This window comes from Govania unica (assembly GCF_027920805.1).
Lineage (GTDB): Bacteria > Pseudomonadota > Alphaproteobacteria > Sphingomonadales > Govanellaceae > Govanella > Govanella unica.
Genome location: NZ_JANWOI010000001.1, coordinates 1 through 20024 on the forward strand (window position 1 = coordinate 1; position 20024 = coordinate 20024).

General features: G+C 60.7%; 15 protein-coding genes. 2 read left to right on the plus strand and 13 right to left on the minus strand.

Annotated elements, in window-relative coordinates:
• The first annotated feature begins 757 nt into the window (after window positions 1-757).
• Window positions 758-2146 (plus strand): M23 family metallopeptidase, encoded by a 1389-nt coding sequence (locus tag NYP16_RS00005; protein ID WP_274942049.1) that lies wholly within the window; start codon window positions 758-760, stop codon window positions 2144-2146.
• Window positions 2147-2330: 184 nt separating this feature from the next.
• Here the strand turns inward: NYP16_RS00005 and clpB are convergent, their stop codons facing one another.
• The 11 genes from clpB to NYP16_RS00060 form a co-directional block, all read right to left on the minus strand.
• The gene (gene clpB, locus NYP16_RS00010) at window positions 2331-4919 is read right to left on the minus strand and encodes an ATP-dependent chaperone ClpB (protein ID WP_274942050.1); all 2589 of its coding nucleotides are present in this window, start codon (window positions 4917-4919) and stop codon (window positions 2331-2333) included.
• A 189-nt stretch (window positions 4920-5108) separates the two neighbouring features.
• Window positions 5109-6410, minus strand: coding sequence for a DUF4167 domain-containing protein (locus NYP16_RS00015; RefSeq protein WP_274942051.1), 1302 nt, complete (start codon window positions 6408-6410; stop codon window positions 5109-5111).
• A gap of 302 nt (window positions 6411-6712) precedes the next feature.
• Window positions 6713-7561 carry a peptide chain release factor N(5)-glutamine methyltransferase gene (gene prmC / locus NYP16_RS00020; protein WP_274942052.1) on the minus strand — a complete coding sequence of 283 codons (849 nt, stop codon included), beginning with the start codon at window positions 7559-7561 and terminating at the stop codon, window positions 6713-6715.
• Window positions 7558-7959 carry a nucleoside deaminase gene (locus tag NYP16_RS00025; RefSeq protein WP_274942053.1) on the minus strand — a complete coding sequence of 134 codons (402 nt, stop codon included), beginning with the start codon at window positions 7957-7959 and terminating at the stop codon, window positions 7558-7560. The genes prmC and NYP16_RS00025 overlap by 4 nt, the downstream gene beginning before the upstream one ends.
• Window positions 7960-7979: 20 nt before the next feature.
• Window positions 7980-9062 (minus strand): peptide chain release factor 1, encoded by a 1083-nt coding sequence (gene prfA, locus NYP16_RS00030; protein WP_274942054.1) that lies wholly within the window; start codon window positions 9060-9062, stop codon window positions 7980-7982.
• Between the two features lie 12 nt (window positions 9063-9074).
• A complete protein-coding gene (hisS, locus tag NYP16_RS00035; RefSeq protein WP_274942055.1) occupies window positions 9075-10319 on the minus strand; it encodes a histidine--tRNA ligase in 1245 nt (414 codons plus the stop codon).
• Window positions 10320-10343: 24 nt separating this feature from the next.
• Window positions 10344-11465: a flavodoxin-dependent (E)-4-hydroxy-3-methylbut-2-enyl-diphosphate synthase gene (gene ispG / locus NYP16_RS00040; protein ID WP_274942056.1), complete on the minus strand. Its 1122-nt coding sequence runs from the start codon at window positions 11463-11465 to the stop codon at window positions 10344-10346.
• A gap of 82 nt (window positions 11466-11547) precedes the next feature.
• The gene (locus NYP16_RS00045) at window positions 11548-12483 is read right to left on the minus strand and encodes a helix-turn-helix domain-containing protein (protein WP_274942057.1); all 936 of its coding nucleotides are present in this window, start codon (window positions 12481-12483) and stop codon (window positions 11548-11550) included.
• 275 nt (window positions 12484-12758) lie between these two features.
• The gene (gene ptsP, locus NYP16_RS00050) at window positions 12759-15020 is read right to left on the minus strand and encodes a phosphoenolpyruvate--protein phosphotransferase (protein ID WP_274942058.1); all 2262 of its coding nucleotides are present in this window, start codon (window positions 15018-15020) and stop codon (window positions 12759-12761) included.
• Window positions 15021-15104: 84 nt separating this feature from the next.
• Complete coding sequence (locus NYP16_RS00055; RefSeq protein ID WP_346742443.1) at window positions 15105-16052, minus strand: NAD(P)H-dependent flavin oxidoreductase; 948 nt, start codon at window positions 16050-16052, stop codon at window positions 15105-15107.
• Between the two features lie 134 nt (window positions 16053-16186).
• Window positions 16187-17404 (minus strand): aspartate kinase, encoded by a 1218-nt coding sequence (locus NYP16_RS00060; protein ID WP_274942060.1) that lies wholly within the window; start codon window positions 17402-17404, stop codon window positions 16187-16189.
• Window positions 17405-17573: 169 nt separating this feature from the next.
• Between NYP16_RS00060 and ubiG the strand changes: the two genes are divergently transcribed.
• Window positions 17574-18314 (plus strand): bifunctional 2-polyprenyl-6-hydroxyphenol methylase/3-demethylubiquinol 3-O-methyltransferase UbiG, encoded by a 741-nt coding sequence (ubiG, locus tag NYP16_RS00065; protein ID WP_274942061.1) that lies wholly within the window; start codon window positions 17574-17576, stop codon window positions 18312-18314.
• 466 nt (window positions 18315-18780) lie between these two features.
• Here ubiG and NYP16_RS00070 read toward each other — a convergent pair whose 3' ends face one another.
• Together NYP16_RS00070 and NYP16_RS00075 are read right to left on the minus strand one after the other, a co-directional pair.
• A complete protein-coding gene (locus NYP16_RS00070; protein WP_274942062.1) occupies window positions 18781-19206 on the minus strand; it encodes a DUF1178 family protein in 426 nt (141 codons plus the stop codon).
• Entirely contained in the window at window positions 19203-20024 is an 822-nt protein-coding gene (locus NYP16_RS00075; RefSeq protein WP_274942063.1) for a carbon-nitrogen hydrolase family protein, read from the minus strand. The genes NYP16_RS00070 and NYP16_RS00075 overlap by 4 nt, the downstream gene beginning before the upstream one ends.

A 20024-nucleotide genomic window follows, 5' to 3' on the forward strand; every position in this document is an offset into this window, starting at 1 on the left:
CCGGGCTTACTGAACCCGAACAACGCTCAAAGGATGCAAGCTTCAAGCAAATCATATAAATGACCAGCCCGCCGCCTGCACTTCTCTTCCAATCTACAATGTCAATGAGCAAATCGACTGTCGAGGCGTTCTGTGTTGACCGCCTCGTCGTCGGTGAGCAGCTTATAGACAGCCCCCCACCCGACTGTCAAGCGCTTGTCATGAAAATCTGTCAAACTTTCGAATTCCCCTGAAATCAGGGACTTTGGCGAACGGCCTTAACAGCGGATCGCAAGAGTGGATCAGACCCATTCTGTCAGAATCCGCCATTTTCAGAGGGCGGGAAGGCGATTCCCCGGCAGCTGGCAGCGATTCACCCCGGTGCAGGGCTACCTTATCTTGGCTGCGTTTCCCTGAACTTATGAAAGCCGCTCCGAAAGCCGGCCGGCACTCTCCATCAAAAGCCGCATTTTCCGCGATTTTCCGGCCCGCAGCGGTTGACAGCTATTGTCCGAATCGTCATGCTCTCTATCGGCATTTCGGGAGCATAAAGGTTTCATCAACCATTTCCGGGTCATAGTCGAAATCACTTGTCTGATCACATGCAACCGCATCCTGCCGCGCATGTAGACAAACTGTTTCGATGCTGGGAATGGCTGCACGGTTTCGTGTGAAAAGGACCTTATACGTTACCGGGTGACGTGGTTTTGCCAGTTTTTGCCGAACCGTCGTCGCTGTCGATCTTGAAACTGATCTTATAATATACAGGCGTAGTCGAATGGCGTTGCATAAGCGTGTTCAGGGGAATGAAGGGCGAAGCCTCCGCGTCAAGCGGCGTTTGGCTCCTCTTGTGGCCCCGGCCGCTATTGCCCTCCTTGCCGGATTTGGTTTGTTCCTGGCAAAAGTCGGATCGGACGATTCGACATCGCCGGAAGAAACTCTGGCCTTTGCACCGACCCCCGTTCTGACTGCCAATATTCCGGTTACCAATCCACAAGTTGCAGAATCACTCAGCGAAGATGTGACCATCGGCCGCGGGGAGACCTTTATTGGGGCTCTGACCAGCGCCGGGGTCAGCCGCGAGGACGCACATAACCTTCTGGCCGCCATTCGCCCGCATTTCAATCCGCGCCAGATGCAGATCGGTCAGGCCATGACCCTGACCTTCGCCCGCGAAAAGGGATTCACCGGATCCCGCAAAGGGCGCATTGAAAGCGTCAGCTTTGATGCCGATCTCGAAAATCGTGTGGTCGCCAATCTCGATCAGAATGTCTGGAACGCCGATGTGGAGCGCACGCCGCTCAGCCGCGTTGCGCTTAGGACCGGCGGCACCATTGATAACAGCCTGTTCCTGTCCGCCAAACGCCAGAATGTGCCGCAGACGGTGATTGCCGAGCTGATCCGCATCTTCAGCTATGACGTCGACTTCCAGCGCGACATCAAGGAAGGCGACAGCTTCGAGCTTTACTACGACCGCCATGTCTCAAAAGATGGCAAAAAAGCCCGGGATGGCAATATCCTGTTCGCCAAAATGACCTTGAGCGGCAAACCCATCACCCTCTATCGCTATCAGGAAGGCGGCGAGGATCGCGCCGACTATTTCCATGAAAATGGCAAGAGCGTGAAAAAATCCCTGCTGAAGACGCCCATCGATGGCGCCCGCCTGACCTCGGGCTTCGGCAGCCGCCGTCATCCGGTTCTGGGCTATACCAAAGTCCACAAGGGTGTCGATTTCGGCGCCGCCACCGGCACGCCCATCATGGCCGCCGGCGATGGCGTGATCGAACGCGCCGGACCGTTCAGCTCTTACGGCAATTATGTGCGTGTCCGTCACACCAACAGCTATTCGACCGCCTATGCCCATATGAGCCGTGTTGCTGCGGGCATCAGCCCCGGCACCCGCGTGCGTCAGGGTCAGGTGATCGGTTATGTCGGGACCACCGGGCGGTCCACCGGTCCGCATCTCCATTACGAAGTGCTGGCGGCGAACACCCAGGTCAATCCGCTGTCGCTGAAGCTACCGACGGGACGTGAACTGGGCGGTCGTCAGCTGGCCTCGTTCAAGACCTATCAGGCCTCGCTGCACACTGAAATTGCCGCCTTGCCCCTGAACAGCCAGGTCGCCATGGCCGACCTGCCCAAGGGCTCGCCAAGCGCCGGGTATTGATAACACTCTCTGATAACAGCATAAAAAACGGGCCCCAATGTGAGGCCCGTTTTGCTGTTAAGGCCCCTCGTCATCGCGAGCCGCGTAAGCGGCGTGGCGATCCAGACCTTCCTTCGATGGAGAGCCGATGGCGGGACTGGATTGCTTCGGCTGCGCCTCGCAATGACAAGTTTGCTTTCACCAGCTATTCCGGCATGCCGGGCTGAATATCAAGAGCAAGATCATCGCCGTTGCGACGGACCAAAACCCTGTCACCATCCTTGATGCCACCGTCGAGAATTTCTTCGGCGAGCAGATCCTGCACATGTTTCTGGATTGCCCGTTTTAAGGGGCGCGCGCCATAGATCGGATCATAGCCCGCTGCGGCGAGCCAATCGCGCGCCTCCGGCTCAAGTGTCAGCAGGGTTTTGCGATCCTCAAGCCGTTTGGCCAGCCGAGCGAACTGGATATCGACGATGGCCCCCATATGCCCCCGGCCGAGGCGATGGAACAGAATGATCTCATCCAGCCGATTGAGGAACTCCGGCCGAAAGGCTGCGCGCACCGCCTGCATGACCGGCTCACGGACCGCATCGGCCGGTTCGTCCTCATCAAGCGAGGCCAGGATGTCGCTACCGAGATTGGATGTCAGGATAATGAGCGTGTTGCGAAAATCCACCGTACGGCCCTGACCGTCGGTCAGGCGGCCATCGTCCAACACCTGCAACAGCACGTTGAACACATCCGGATGAGCTTTTTCCACCTCGTCGAACAACACCACCTGATAGGGGCGGCGACGCACGGCTTCGGTCAGAACGCCGCCTTCCTCATAGCCCACATAGCCGGGCGGCGCGCCGATCAGACGCGACACCGCATGTTTTTCCATGAATTCGGACATGTCGATCCGCACCATGGCATGCTCATCATTAAAGAGAAAACTGGCCAATGCCTTGGTCAATTCAGTCTTGCCAACGCCGGTGGGGCCGAGAAACAGGAACGAGCCAATGGGCCGATTCTCATCCTTCAGTCCGGCGCGGGCCCGGCGCACGGCTTTCGAGACGGCGACCACGGCGTCACGCTGACCGATCACCCTGCGGCCAATCTCGTCTTCCATGCGCAACAGCTTTTCCCGTTCACCGGCCAGCATCTTGTCGACCGGAACCCCGGTCCAGCGCGAGACCACGGCGGCGATATCTTCCTCGGTCACGGCTTCGCGGAGGAGGGCGCCACCTTTTTCCGGTGCCTCCGCAAGCTTGCGCTCAAGCTCGGGAATAACGCCATAGGCAAGCTCGCCGGCGCGGGCAAGATTGCCGCCGCGCTGGGCGCGATCCAGTTCAATGCGCGCCTGATCGAGCTGTTCCTGAAGTTTCTGCGACGCCCCGAGCTTGTTTTTCTCCACCGTCCAGCGCGCCGTCAGGTCCGCTGACTGCTCCTCAAGATCGGCCAGTTCCTTTTCAAGCTTTTGCAGACGATCACGCGACGCTGCGTCACTTTCCTTTTTCAGCGCCTCGCGTTCGATCTTGAGCTGGATGATCCGGCGATCCAGTTCATCAAGGTCGGTGGGTTTTGAATCGACCTCCATGCGCAGGCGGCTTGCCGCTTCGTCCATGAGGTCGATGGCCTTGTCGGGCAGAAAGCGGTCGCTGATATAGCGGTTCGACAAAGTCGCCGCCGCCACCAAGGCGCTGTCGGTGATGCGGATGCCGTGATGCAGCTCGTATTTTTCCTTGAGCCCGCGCAGGATCGAGATCGTATCCGCAACCGTGGGTTCATTGACGAGTACCGGCTGGAACCGGCGTTCAAGCGCCGCGTCTTTTTCCACATATTTGCGATATTCAGTGAGCGTTGTCGCCCCGATGCAATGAAGTTCGCCGCGAGCCAGCGCCGGTTTCAACAAGTTCGAGGCATCCATGGCCCCTTCGGCCTTGCCCGCGCCCACCAGGGTATGCATTTCATCGATGAACAGCACGACTTCGCCTTCGGAGGCGGTTACTTCCTGCAGAATGCCCTTCAGGCGTTCTTCAAATTCGCCGCGATATTTGGCCCCGGCGATGAGCGCCCCCATGTCGAGCGCCATGATGCGTTTGTCACGCAAGCTTTCCGGCACGTCGTGATTGACGATCCGCAATGCCAGTCCCTCGACCACCGCCGTCTTGCCGACGCCGGGCTCGCCTATCAGCACCGGATTGTTTTTGGTACGGCGCGACAGCACCTGGATGGTGCGACGGATTTCTTCGTCGCGGCCGATGACCGGATCGAGTTTGCCGTCACGTGCCGCCTGGGTCAGATCGCGGGCGAATTTCTTCAAGGCGTTATAGGCGTCCTCGGCCGTCGCCGTGTCGGCGGTGCGGCCTTTGCGGATATCATTGATGGCGGCGTTCAGCGCCTGCGGATTGGCCCCGGCGGTGGCGAGAATATCGGCCGAGGCCGTGCCCTTCTCAAGCGCAAGCGCGAGCAGCAAGCGTTCCGCCGTGACATAGGAATCCCCGGCCTTTTCAGCGATTTTCTGGGCATTGTCAAAAAGCCGCGCCGTCTCGGGCGCCATATAGAGCTGCCCGGACCCGGCACCTTCGACCTTCGGCAGCGCCTCAAGCTTGCGCTCGACCTCCTGCAATGCCCGGCGCGCGTCGCCGCCCGCCGCCTTGATCAGCCCGGCAGCCAGCCCTTCCTCGTCATCCAGTAGGACTTTCAGCAGATGTTCCGGCGTGAAGCGCTGATGGCCGGAGCGAATGGCAAGCCCCTGGGCAGATTGGATGAAACCACGGGCGCGTTCGGTGTATTTTTCGAAATCCATGCCTCAAATCCCCTTATGGTCGTGGAACGTCCATTCAACACAAAACACGGCGCCGGATCGCGGCTGCTTAAGGGCATATAATGTTGCTGTTGTGCAACAAAAGGGGCAGCCGAAAATTTTTCCCGTAAAACAGAAAACGGCCGCGCTCCTGGAAACGCGGCCGTCATCACTTAACTGAAAAACAGAGACTTAATTGGTCTCGTCCACCGGCAAGGGATTCTTGCGCGGGCGACCACGGCGACGCGGGGCCGGAGCCTCATCCGCCGCAACCTCAGGAACCTGTGCTTGAACCTGTGTTTGAACGGGCGCAACCGTTTCAATCGGCCGCTCGGTCACATCCTGGACAGGTATACTGGCCGGAACATTGGCCGGGGTTTCAACCGGAGCGTTGCTCGAACCAGTGCCAGCCGAAGCCGGGTCATCGGCCCGGACGCGACGGCGGCGAACCACCTCAACTTGCACCGAGGACTTGAAGGCATCGTTGCGCGAAGCCGACTTGAACGGCGTGGACAAGAAACCCGGAGCCGATCCAGCGGTAAAGCTCGGGCCAGCTTCCTGACGCCGCGGTTCGTCCCGGCGGGGTTCTTCCCGGCGGGGTTCCTGGCGACGATGTTCGTCACGGCGGGGTTCGTCACGGCGGGGCTCTTCCCGACGCATCTCTTCCCGACGCGGTTGTTCTACACGGGGTTGCTCAACACGCGGTTGCTCCGCACGGGGGCTATCTTCCCGCCGCACTGGCTCGTCCCGACGGACTTCGTCTTTGCGCGGGCGTCCACGGCGACGGGGCTCGGAAAGATCTCCGCCGCTGTCACTAACGATCCCACTCTCCTGCTCCTCGGCCGCCACTGGGGCCACCACTGGGGAGGCTGGCGTAAAGCGGTCGCCGGAGCGGGCCGCTTCGCGCATCACGCTTTCGCGCACGATGGCCGGTTGGCCGGCGAAAGCGCTGGAGCGCACACCGGTTTCGAGATCCGGGCTAAGGAAAGACGGCTGCGCGGCTTGCTGAGGATCGCCCTGTGGACGATCTGCCTGCGAACGATCACCCTGCGAACGATCCGGCTGCTGGCGCTCGCCAGACTGCGGATCATTGACATGGGATTGCTGGCTTGAAGCCTGACCGTCCGTTTCGGACGATCCATCGCCGTCAGTCTCATCGTCGCCATCGTCCTCGCCTTCGAACCCTTCGCGGCGCTGGACCTCGGCCTGTTCGAACGCGCCAAATTCAGAGGCGAGCCGGTAATAATGTTCGGCGAACTGTCCGTAAACCTCGGACAGCACACGATCCGACGCCTGGGTTTCCCGAGCCGCCGTTTTATAGCGTTCATAAAGCTGGAGAACAGTCCCGCGCACACGGCCTTCCGGCCCGTTGCTTTCGATCTGCTTGCCCAGAAGATTGCTACGCTTTTGACGTCCACCGGCATTGTAATTGCCGTTTTGTCCGCCGCTTTGTCCGCCGTGGCCGCCCTGATGCCGGCTTCCGCCGCCACCCATAGGAGGACGTTGTCCACCGCCGGGGCCACCAGTTGGACCCCCGTTACGCCCGCGTTGGCGGCGCGAATTCTGACCTTTTCTCATATTTAGCAAACTTCAGTAATTCCAAGCTGTCCGCACAAAACCCGGCGTCCGGGACACAGAAGCAATCGGGCTTCTGTAACGTGACAGCACCAATATTTCTATTCATGATGGTCGTGATGGCTGCGGGCCACGGCCTCAAAGGCAGGGTGGCGCAAATCAACCGATCAGCGAAGCCTACACTAGCTTGCACCTAAGCAATTTCCAACATTTATTTACGGTTATTTGCAGGCGTCGATCACGCGGTCGCGTCCGCCGAGGTCCCGGAGCACCGCAACATGCCGAAATCCGGCCGTTTCAACAAGCTTTGACACCTCTCTGCCCTGAGTCGCGCCAATCTCGAACAACAGCTGACCGTCGTCCGCAAGAAGCCGCCCCATATCCGGCGCAAGTCTGCGGTAATCCTCAAGTCCGTCAGCGCCGCCATCAAGGGCGCCAAGGGGCTCGAACCGGGCAACCTCGGGATCAAGCGCCGGGATGTCCGCGCTCGCGATATAAGGCGGGTTCGAGATCACGAGATCGAACGGACCGCCGAGCGCCGTCGCCCAGTCGCCAACCAAAAAAGCCGCCCGTGACAGAAGCCCAAGCCGCGCCGCATTGTCGCGGGCGACCCGCGCTGTGGCCGGATTGCGGTCCACCCCAACCCCGAAGGCATCCGGGAATTCATGCAGCAAGGCCAGCAACAAACAGCCCGTGCCGGTGCCAAGATCAAGGATCCGGCGCGGCTTGGCGCGGGCTTTGAAATACTCAAGTGCGGCGACAATCAGGGTTTCGCTGTCGGCGCGCGGCGCAAGCGTCGCCTCGGTCACCGCGAAGTCGAGGCTCCAGAACTCGCGACGGCCCAGAATATGCGACACCGGCTCGCGCGCCATGCGGCGGGCCACCAAAGCTTCGAACGCCAGGAACTGCGCCTCCGTCACCGGATCGCGATCATAGGCAATCAGGTCAAGCCGCGTGCGCCCAAGCACATGGCCCATCAGCAACTGGGCATCAAGCCGCGCGCCCTCCACCCCTGCCGCCTGAAGCCGTGCCGTTGCCGCACGGATAAGGCTGCCGGTGGTCGCGCTCATTGCCGGGTCCAAGCGGCCATCATGGCCGCCGCCTCGCTGCTCAACAGGCGGGAGACTGCAGGGCTGCGACGCTCGACGGCCAACGCCGCCGCAGCCCCATAAACCACCCGATCGATGCCCGCCCAGCCAATGGCCGCCGCGCACATAGGGCAGGGTTCACCCGAGGCATAAATCTCGGCCCCCGAAAGATCGCCGCTCCCCGTGCGGGCACAGGCGTCGCGAATAGCCAGCAGCTCGGCATGGGCGGTCGGATCCTTGAGGCTGCCAGCCCGGTTGCGTCCTGCGCCGATGATCTGGCCGTCGCGCACGACAACCGCGCCGAACGGGCGGTCGCCCGCGGCTTTTTCACATAAAGCGCCAAGGGCAATGGCGCGGCTCATGAAATCTTCCGCTGTCATGGATCGCTCCGCCAAAAGGCTCAACCTTCCGATTCAAGAGCGGCAAGCTGTTCGGCCTGATCGCTCGCGATCAGCGCCAGGATAAGCTCATCGAGCCCTTCGCCCATCATCACCTGTTCGATCTTATAGAGCGTCATATTGATGCGATGCTCAGTCACTCGTCCTTGCGGGAAGTTGTAGGTGCGCACCCGGCCCGAGCGGTCGCCCGAGCCGACCTGGCCTTTTCTCAGGGCCGAACGCTCGGAATCCCGGCGCTGGCGCTCGGCCTCATAAAGCCGCGAGCGCAAGACCTTCATGGCCTTTTCCTTGTTCTTATGCTGCGACTTTTCATCCTGCTGCTGCACCGCAAGGCCGGTGGGCAAATGGGTGATGCGCACGGCGCTGTCGGTGGTGTTGACCGACTGCCCGCCCGGACCGCTGGCCCGGAACACATCGATGCGGAGGTCCTTGTCATCGATCTGGATATCGACCTCCTCGGCCTCGGGCAGCACTGCCACCGTGGCCGCCGAGGTATGAATGCGACCGCCGCCCTCGGTTTCCGGTACCCGTTGCACACGATGCACGCCGGATTCGAACTTGAGCTTGGCGAACACACCCCGGCCCTTGACCGAGACGATCGCTTCCTTGAAGCCGCCAACGTCGCTGTCCGACATGCTGATCGGTTCGAACGTCCAGCCCTCAAGGGCAGCATAGCGTTGGTACATGCGATAAAGATCACCGGCGAACAGCGCCGCTTCATCGCCGCCGGTTCCGGCACGGATTTCCAGAATGGCGCTTTTTTCGTCCGCCGCATCCTTTGGCAGCAACAGAATCTGCAGCTCATGCTCAAGATCCGGCAGCTTGGCCTTCAGCTCCGGCAGTTCCATTTCGGCCAGACCGCGCATGTCGCGGTCGGTGCCGGGATCGTTCAGCATGGCTTCAAGATCGCGCATCTCCCCCCGGACCCGGCGCAGCTCAATCGCCACCGCAACCACCGGCCCGAGATCGGAATATTCCTTGGAAATCCGGATAAAGTCCTCCCCTGACATATCGCCCCGGCCCATGGCATGTTCAAGATAGCCATGGCGGTCGATCAGCTGGGTCAGGCGTTCTTCAGGGATCATGAGAGTTTACAATCAGTTCAACGCCGCAAGAACAGCGGCAAGATCGGCGAGCGGCACATCGCTCTGGGTTCCGGCATCAAGGTCACGGAGGGCGACCACGCCACGCTCTAATTCATCCTCGCCAACGATGACCGCAGCGCGGGCCTTGATCTTGTCGGCGCGTTTCATGCGCTTGCCCATATTGCCTTTATAGCCGAGGTCGATCATGAGCCCGGCCTGGCGCAACTGATGGGCGAGTTTCAGAGCCTCCCGCTCGGCGCCGTCGCCAACGGGCACGAGCGCCACCGGACGCGGGGCCTCCGGCATATTTTCCACCAGCATGGCCAAACGTTCAATCCCGCTGGCCCAGCCGATGCCCGGAGTTGCAGGGCCGCCCAATTCGCCCACGAGCCCGTCATAACGCCCGCCCGCAAGCACCGTGCCCTGGGCGCCAAGCGCCGTGGTGGTGAATTCAAACGCCGTGTGGCTGTAGTAATCAAGCCCGCGCACGATACGCGGATTGACCACATGAGGCACCCCAAGCGCCCCGAGCCCATCCTGCACAGCGGCAAAAAACGCCGCCGAGGACGCATTCAGATGACCGATCAGCAACGGCGCATCGGCGACAATGCGCTTATCGCCCTCGTCCTTGGAATCGAGCACCCGGAGCGGGTTCTTGCGCATGCGTGTGCGGCTGTCTTCGCTCAGATCAGCTTCATAACGTTCCAGAAACTCCAGAAGCTTCGCCCGGTAAGCCGTGCGGCTTTCAAGATCGCCGAGCGAATTCAGCTCCAGCGTCACCTTGTCGCCAAGCCCAAGCGCGGTCAGCAGATCATGGGCCAGCGCCAGCACTTCGATATCGGCTTGAGGTTCGCCGACGCCGAGAATTTCCACGTCGAGCTGATGAAACTGACGCAAGCGGCCTTTCTGCGGCCGTTCATGACGGAACATCGGGCCCCAGCCGAAAAACTTGCAGGGCACCTCCTGTTGCAGGCCGTTCGAAATAAAGGCGCGGGCGATCCCCGCCGTATATTCGGGCCGGAGTGTGATCGAGTCGCCGGAGCGATCCTCGAAGGTATACATCTCCTTGGTCACTACATCGGTGGTTTCACCCAGCGAGCGGCTGAACACTTCAGTGAATTCGAAAATCGGCGTGGCGATTTCCTGATGGCCATAGCGTTCCGCGATCTTGCGGAAGGTTTCGGTGATATGGCGAAAACGGCGGGCATCATCCGGCAAAAGATCATGAGTGCCGCGCACCGGCTGAAGTCGGGCCACGGGGAAATCCTCCAAAAACTGTCGCTAAAGGGCAGGGGCGGTGTCGAGCGCTTGCGCGTCAATGTCAGCGGCCCGCTGTTCCACGAGCCTGACAATATGGTCGATGATGCCCGCGTCGTCGATCTTGTGATCGGCCACGCCCGACAGATAGACCATGTGATTGCCCTGACCGCCGCCGGTGAGGCCGATGTCGGTCTCCCGCGCCTCGCCCGGGCCGTTGACCACGCAGCCGATGATCGACAGCGACATGGGTGTCGAGATATGGGCCAGCCGTTCCTCAAGAACTTCCACTGTCTTGATGACCTGAAAGGCCTGACGGGCGCAGGACGGGCAGGAAATGATCCTGACCCCGCGATGGCGAAGCCCGAGGGTCTTCAGCATCTCGAACCCGGCCTTGACCTCCTCCACCGGATCGGCCGACAGCGACACACGGATGGTGTCGCCAATCCCGGCCCACAGGAGCGAGCCCATGCCGATGGCCGATTTCACCGTCCCGGCGCGCAAACTGCCGGCTTCGGTGATGCCGAGATGGAGCGGATAATCGCAGGCGTCGGCCAAGCCCTGATAGGCGGCGACGGCGAGAAACACGTCTGACGCCTTGACGCTGATCTTGAAATTGGTGAAATCATTGTCTTCAAGAATGCGGGCGTGATCGAGAGCGCTTTCGACCATGGCGTCCGGGCAGGGTTCGCCATATTTTTCCAGCAGATGCTTTTCAAGCGACCCGGCATTGACGCCGATGCGCATGGAGCAGCCGTAATCCTTCGCCGCCTGCACCACCTCGCGCACACGGGCCGCAGAGCCGATATTACCCGGATTGATACGGAGACAAGCAGCCCCCGCCTTGGCCGACTCGATGGCGCGCTTGTAGTGGAAATGAATATCGGCGACCACCGGCACATTGACCGCGCGCACGATTTCAGCCAAAGCCGCCGTCGACTCCTCGTCCGGGCAGGACACGCGCACGATATCGATGCCCGCCTCTTCAAGCTCAAGGATCTGCTTGATGGTGGCGCGCGCATCGCTCGTCAGCGTGTTGGTCATGGACTGAACGGTGATGGGGGCGTCGCCGCCCACCGGCACATTGCCGACAAAGATCTGGCGGCTTTTGCGTCGATAAATGTCGCGATAGGGTCGGACGCTCATGAACGGGCTCTGTTTAAACGGGGCCAAGGGGCCCGAAAATTGGCCCTAACATGCGCAAAACTGGCCAAAAGAGCAAGTCCCGTTACGGAATAGCCGGTAAACTCTGAGCGACGGTCGCGGAATCGAGCGCGAAATTGCGTCGCACATCGCCATTGCCACCAAGTGGACCATAGGACTTGCCGCCAGCAACGATCGTAAGCCCACCAGCATTGCCGGCCAGCAGCAGATACCCGGCATTGCCTGCAACGGCAAAGCTTTCACCCGCTTTGAGGGTGCGTTCTGCGATGATTTTGCGATTGGCGTCGGTGATGCGAATCCAGCTGTCAGCGCTCGCGCGTAACAGCATCTGACCTTCGCCCGCAACAACGGGCGCGGCGGGAGGGGGCGTCAGAGCTGCGGGAGGCGTCGCCAGATCCGGCGCCGCCGGAGCAAATGCTGCCACAGGTGCCTGTGGCGCCACCGGCGTTTGCTCAAGTTCAGCCGTCTCGGGGAGGGCAAGCTCGGCCATTTCGCGGCTTGGTTCCGGCACGATGTCACGTGTCGTGCTCGGCCCGGAAAAACTGTACCAGGCGCCATAAACCGCAATGCAGAGAATACCCGCCAACGCCACCAGAGACAGTCGCGGAATGCGCGGATCATTGATCGGTTCGGGGAACACCAGCGGCGCGGTCTTGACCGGAACGCCAGATTGATCCTTCAGTCGCTCCACAAGCGGGGCGGCATCGAGGCCGAGATACTGGGCATAAGTGCGCAAAAATCCCGCGGCATAAATGATCCCCGGCAATTGCGAAAAATCATCCGCTTCAAGCGCCGCCAGAAGATGCGGGCGAATGCGTAAATCCTCGGCGATTTCCTCAAGCGAGTTTGCACCGCGCGCGAGTCGCGCCCGCCGAAGCACGCCGCCGATGGTATCCGGCATGTCTTCAAGCGCCGTACCGGACAAGTTCGAGGACACCAGCGTCAGTTGCGGCTGACGCGCGTCCTTATCAAAGTCACGTGGAGACAGGTGCTGAACCATACCACTCTCTCATCGGTTACGCCCGCAGCCTTTAAACGCTGTCTGAACCTTCAGTCGATTTCGTGACAGAGATCGCTTGACGACCTTACCACCCCGAACCGCCCCCTTGCCACAATTGTTAACTATAAGAGTCAACAAAACATTAAAGGTCTGAGTCAACAAGAAAATCCGCCGAACAGAAATCTTCAATCTTTTCAGACAGAGTCCTGAAGCCGGATCCTGCGCCACAGGTCTGCATGGCGCTTTGAATGTCGAAAAATATGGGAACCCGGAGTCTACAGAATAACCCCATGGTCATGGGCAAAGGCCATGAGCCGACTGCGCACGCTGCGTTCCCCGAGCGGCATCAGATCTTTCAGATAAGCCTCAAGCGGCGCGAGTTTCAAACTGCGCACCATGGTCTTGACCGGACCGATCCCGGCCGGAGAGATCGAGAGACGACGCAAACCCAAACCGACCAGCGCCATGGCCTCCAAAGTCTTACCCGCAAGCTCGCCACAGAAGGTGACCGGCACATTGTGACGGTCACAGGTCGATATGATGTGATGCAGGAACGACAAGGCCGCCGGCGATAACACGTCATAGCGGCCGGACACCTTGGCATTGCCCCGATCGGCGGCAAAAAAGAACTGCAACAGGTCATTCGAGCCAATGGAGACGAAATCCACATGCTTCAACAGCGGCTCAAGATGCCAGGCGAGCGCCGGAACCTCGATCATGGTGCCGATGCGGATCGACGCCGGACCTTCAAGCCCAAGCTTGCGGCGGCGTTCCAGTTCCTTGTCAACAATGGCCCGCGCCGCCTTGAATTCCGCAAGCTCGGTGATCATCGGAAACATGATGCTGATGGCACGACCCGTGGCCGCCTGAATGAGCGCCCGCAACTGATAGCGCAGCAGCGCCGGACGATCGAGCGCAACCCGGATGGCGCGCCAGCCAAGCGCCGGATTTTCTTCATCTTCAGGGACCATAAAGGCCACCGGCTTGTCGCCGCCGATATCGAGCGTACGGAACACCACCGGGCGATCCCCGGCGGCGTCCAGAACTTCGGAATAATGTTCGATCTGGGTTTCAAGGCGCGGCATCTGTGCCCCCACCATGAACTGGAACTCGGTGCGAAACAGCCCGATGCCCTTCGCGCCGGTAGACTCAAGATGCGGCAGGTCGATGGCCAGCCCCGCATTCATGTAAAGCTCGATTTCGACCCCATCAAGGGTCACCGCCGGTTCATTGCGCAAGGCGGTATAGCGGGCAAACCGTTCGGTCCGGGCGACCAGGGTTTCCTGATAGGACTGGATGATCTCGGCGCTTGGCGACAGATAGATCCAGCCCTCATCGCCATCGATGATGAGCTGTTCTCCGCTCGCCACCCGCTCGATGATGCCGCCCGCCTGCCCGACCAGCGGAATGCCGAGCGCACGGGCCACGATGGTCACATGGGAGGTATGCGAGCCTTCCTGCAAAATGACCCCGCGCAATTTGCTGCGGTCATATTCAAGCAGATCCGCAGGCCCCATGCTGCGTGCGAGCAGGATAAAATCATCCGGCAGATTTTCACTGGCCGAGGTATCGGCCCGACCCATGAGATGGCGAATGAGCCGGTTCGACAGATCATCAAGATCGCTCAGACGTTCGCGCAGATAGGGGTCCGGAGTGCTCTGGAGCCGTGCGCGGTTTTCGACCTGCACCCGCTCCACCGCCGCTTCGGCCGTAAGACCACTATCGACGGCTTCGAGAATGCGCTGCCGCCAGCCCACGTCCGACGCAAACATCTTGTAAACGTCAAGAATTTCACGATGTTCGCCGCTTTTCATATCCTCGGCCGCCATCAGATTGTCGATCTGCTGATGGAGCGCGGCAAAGGCGGTGACCAGGCGGTCGCGTTCAACGCCGCTGTCCTGGGCCACATGTTCAAGAATTTCGACAATCGGCTCGTGGAACACGGCACGGCCGATGGCGATGCCTTCGGCCAGCGCCATAACCTCAAAGCTCGGGGTCGCGGCCCGCTCAAGCGTCGCCGCCGTCACTTCGTCCGGGCGCACAAGCTCGTTTGAACTGACGAGTTCGGCGATGACCATGGCGACGGTCTGCAAGGCTTCCGCCTCGTCATCGCTGTAATGACGCTGGGTTCGGTTCTGCACCACCAGCACGCCAACCACCCGGCCGCCGCGCAGGATCGGCACGCCAAGCAGCGAATGATAAATTTCCTCGCCGGTTTCCGGGCGATAGACGAATTTCGGATGGGATTGCGCGTTCGACAGATTGAGCGGCGCACCGGTGGCGGCGATTTCCCCCACCAAGCCCTCGCGGAAGCGCAGCCGGGTCTTGTGAATGGCTTCTTTCTTCAAGCCTTCGGTGGCGAAAAGCTCCAGCACTTCACCGCCACGCGCCACATAGACCGAACAGACCTCGGACACCATATTGCCGGCGATCAGACGCACCACCTGATCAAGACGCTTATCTGCGGATACGGCACTGGCCATCACTTCGCGCAGGCGACGCAACAATACCCGTGGTCCGCCTGTTGTGGCCGTCACTCCGTCATCCTCCTGGTACTCTGAGGGAGGCCCCCGATAATCGTGCAGAACCCCATTCGTTCAGAACGTGCGCCTTTTCGGTGTCTATTTTTCCAGGAAATCAACGGCCTGGCCGACAAGCTCGGCGATGATTTCGGCCATCGGCTGGATCTTGGTCACCATGCCGACGCTTTGACCGGCCATCAAGGAGCCATCTTCTATATTGCCGTCAACAACGGCACGCCGCAATGAGCCTGCCCAGAAATGTTCGATTTCAAGTTGAGCCGCCTGCTGGTCCAGTTCACCGGCCTGAAAGCGGGCCACAACCGCGCGCTGCATCTCCATGAAGCGATCCACGGCAGCATTGCGGATGGCGCGCACCGGAATGACCGGAAACCGCGCATCGACCTGCATGGTCGGCATGGCCTCCCGGGCGGCGGCGCGAATAAAGGCTTTTTTGAAATTGGCGTGGGCCACGGATTCGCTTGCACAAACAAACCGCGTGCCAAGCTGCACCCCGGCAGCGCCCATCTCAAGATAAGCGGCCATGGCTTCGCCGCGCCCGATGCCACCGGCCACAAACACCGGAACATCGCGAATATGCGGCAGAATTTCCTGCGCCAGCACATTCAGCGACACCGGACCGATATGACCGCCCGCTTCGGAGCCTTCAATAACGATAGCATCAACCCCCGACCGCACCAGTTTTTTGGCGATGACCAGCGCCGGGGCAAAACACACCACCTTCGCGCCATAGTCCTTGATACGGGTAATGGCGTCACCCGGCGGCAGACCGCCCGCAAGCACCACATGCCCGATGCCATGACGGCCGCAGACATCCACAAGATCAAGCAACCGCGGATGCAGGGTGATCAGATTGACCCCGAACGGCTTATCGGTCAGTGCCTTGGTGGCCTTGATCTCGGCGTCCAGCATATCCGGCATCATGCTGCCCGACGCGAGCACGCCGAAGCCGCCCGCGTTTGAGATCGCCGCCACCAGATTATGTTCGGACACCCAGGTCATAGCCCCGCCGAGAATGGCGGTGGGCATGCCGAAAAATTCCCGCCCGCGCGCCCACAGGGCATCAAGTCGGGCCAATCCCGGTCTCCCGGCCAAAGCAGCCAGGGAGACCTGAGGATCATTCACATTGCTTTCAAGCGCGGGTGCGACCGTCATGCGGATCCTTATCCGTCGAGACCATAGGCCGTGTGCAGGGCGCGCACGGCAAGCTCGGTGTATTTCGCTTCAATCAACACGCTGACTTTGATTTCGGAGGTCGAAATCACCAGAATATTGATATTGTTCTCAGCCAATGTGCGGAACATGGTGGCAGCAACGCCCGCGTGGGAGCGCATGCCAACGCCGATGACCGAGACCTTGACCACATTCTTGTCGGCGAGGACGCGTTCGAACTGGAAATGTTCGCGGTTGTCCTCGATCACCGTGATGGCACGATCGAGATCGCCGGCCGGCACGGTGAAGGTGAGATCGGTCCTGAGCCCGTCCATGGAGACGTTCTGGACGATCATATCCACATTGATGTTGGCTTCGGCCAGCGGCGAGAAAATATCCCCGGCGATGCCCGGCTTGTCGGCAACGCCAACCAGCGTGACCTTGGCTTCATTGCGGGAATAGGCGATCCCGCTGACGACTTGCTGCTCCACGATTTCATCCTCATCTACAACCATCGTTCCGGGCTTGTCGTCGAAGCTTGTCAGCACCTGGACACGGACCCGATGGTTCATCGCCATCTCGACCGAACGGGTCTGGAGCACCTTGGCGCCAAGCGACGCCATCTCCAGCATTTCCTCGTAGGTAATCTTATCAAGTTTGCGTGCTTCGGGCACAATGCGCGGATCGGTCGTATAAACCCCGTCCACGTCAGTGAAAATATCGCAACGATCGGCTTTCAAGGCCGCGGCCAGCGCCACCGCCGAGGTGTCCGAACCGCCCCGGCCGAGCGTGGTGATGCGGTTGTCCGGGCCGATGCCCTGGAACCCTGCGATCACCGCCACCTGACCTTCGCCCATACGGCGCACGATTTCCGAGCCGTCAATATCGGCAATGCGAGCGCTGCCATGCACGCCATCGGTTTTGAGCGGAATCTGCCAGCCGAGCCACGACCGGGCCGAAACGCCCAGATCCTGCAAGGCCATGGCCAGAAGCCCGGCCGTCACCTGTTCGCCCGAGGCGACCACGGAATCATATTCGCGCGCATCATGGAGTGGCGCCACATCCCGGGCCCACCCCACCAGCTGGTCGGTGGTGCCGGACATGGCCGAGACGACAACGGCCACTTCATGGCCTGCATCCACGCTCTTCTTAACCCGAAGAGCCACATTCTTGATGCGCTCGACATTGGCAACAGACGTGCCGCCGAATTTTTTGACAATACGCGCCATTCGATCTTCCTGTGCAGTTTCCCCCGTCGGTCTGATGCGGCCAAAACCGCCCGCTGGAGGATGGGATCGGCCGTATTCATACGGCTTCAAGGTTACCGGCGCAAGACGCTTTGCTCAGTCAGAGACATGAGATTATGCTGGAGCGGTCGAAAACAGGATTGTCTTTATCATGACCAGCACCACCGTTGATGCCGCTGAAATCGCCCGCTTTACCGCCCTGGCCGCCGAATGGTGGGATCTCGATGGCCCGTTCAAGCCGCTTCATCGCCTCAATCCGGCCCGGCTCGGCTATCTCAGCGACGTGCTCGCCGGTCATTTCGGCCGCGATCCCCGGCAGATCCGCGCGCTCAGCGGCCTCACCCTTCTCGACATCGGCTGTGGCGGCGGCTTGATTTCCGAACCCATGACCCGGCTCGGGGCCAGCGTCACCGGGGTCGATGCCGGAGCCGAAAATATCGCCGCCGCCGAAACCCATGCCACCGCCGCCGGACTAGACATCGACTACCACGCCACCGCCGCCGAAAATCTCGTCAGCGAAGGTGCCCGGTTCGATATCGTTCTGGCGCTTGAAATCATTGAACATACCGCCGATCCGGCAGCGTTTCTCCACTGTCTCGCCGCGCTCGTGAAACCCGGCGGCATCGTCATCATCTCGACCCTCAACCGCACCGCCAAATCCTGGGCCATGGCCATCGCTGCCGCCGAATATATCCTGCACTGGGTGCCCCGCGGCACCCACGACTGGAAGAAATTCCTCAAACCATCCGAACTCGCCCACCTCATGCGCAACGCCGGCCTGACACTCAGCTCCCAGAAGGGACTGGTGTTCGACCCCCGAAGCCACAGCTGGTCCCTCGACGACCACGACCTGGACGTCAATTATTTCGCCGTCGCCACGCCCGGGAGCTAACAGCAGTCCATATGCCGTCGTCATCGCAGGCAGCGTGAGCGGCGTGGCGATCCAGTGTTTGCCCTCCTCAACCTGTCATTACCGGGCTTGACCCGGTAATCCATGTTTCATCCAACAAAACCGTTGGCAAGATGGATTGCCGGGTCAAGCCCGGCAATGACAATGGGAGTTATTAAGCCGGCAAGCATCCCCCTTGCAGACAAAGGCAGGGGTCGCCACCCAACCTGCCATGCCAGACGTGGGCCCCATCATCGCGAGCCGCATCAGCGGCGTGGCGATCCAGTGGCAGGCGATAGAACTGGATTGCTTCGGCTGTGCCTCGCAATGACGGGCGTCCTCAGGTATTGAATTTGCCCTCACCAACCTGTCATTACCGGGCTTGACCCGGTAATCCATGTTTCATCCAACAAAACCGTTGGCAAGATGGATTGCCGGGTCAAGCCCGGCAATGACACTGGGAATTGCCTCAAGCATCATGCTTGCGGGTGAAGGGGAGGGGCAGGACTTCGACCCCTTCCTCCCTGAGCTCCCGGGATTCATCTCCCGTGGCTTCGCCGTAAATGGGGCGGGCGTCGCTTTCGCCGTAATGGATTTTCCGGGCTTCCTCGGCGAAGCGATCGCCGACATAGTCAAATTCGCTTTCTACCTTGGCCCGCAGATTTTCCAGGAAAGTCTGAAGCTGCGGTGGCGCAACCTCCACTGCCGAGGCCGCCGGGGCTTCGGCGCGGCTGGTGGAGATGTTCGGGGCCATGGGGGCCTTGGTAATGTCGGTGGCACCACAGATCGGGCAGCTCACGATGTCGCGGGCGCGCTGTTCCTCATAGGCGCTGCTGCTCGCAAACCAGGCCTCAAACACATGACCACCGCTGCATTTCAAATCGAAAACGATCATAGACTGTCAACTCGGAACGCCACATCATGCCGGAGCGACGGAATCTTGGCCCGCGCCTCGGCCACGGCGGATAAATCAAGCTCAACCAGAACCACGCCCGGCTCGGCCCCGCCATCGGCCAGCACGCGGCCCCAGGGATCAACCACCAGACTATGGCCATAGGTCGCCCGGCCACCGCCATGATCCCCGGTCTGCGCCGGAGCAAGCACAAAGGCCCCGCATTCAATGGCCCGCGCCCGCAACAGCGCATGCCAATGAGCCTCGCCGGTCCAGGGCGTAAAGGCCGAGGGCACGGTCAGCAGACCCGCCCCCGCCTGAGCATAGGCACGATAGAGCTGCGGGAACCGCACATCATAACAGATCGACAGACCGAGCGGCCCCCAGGGGGTCTCGGCCAGCACCGCGCTTGTGCCGCCCTCATACTGATCGGACTCGCGGAAGCTGCGGCCTTCGCCAAGCTCCACATCGAACAGATGAATTTTGTCATAGCGCGCACGCACGGCCCCGGCCGGGTCGAGCAAGAAGGACCGGTTGAGGAATTTGCCGCTGGCCCCAAGGATCGGCAGCGACCCGATCAGCAACCAGATCCGCAGATCGGCGGCCAAACTGCGAAAGGCGGCGAGCGCAGGGTCCGCCGCTTCGGGCACGATCATGGCCCGCTGGCGCTCCTTATCCGAAGTCAGAAGGGACGTCACCTCGGGCGTCAGCACGAACTCCGCCCCGGCCCCATGAGCCGCGCGCACGAACTCCGACGCGACCCGGATATTCCGGGTCACATCGCCATCCGATGTCATCTGAACCAATCCCACAGGCAACAT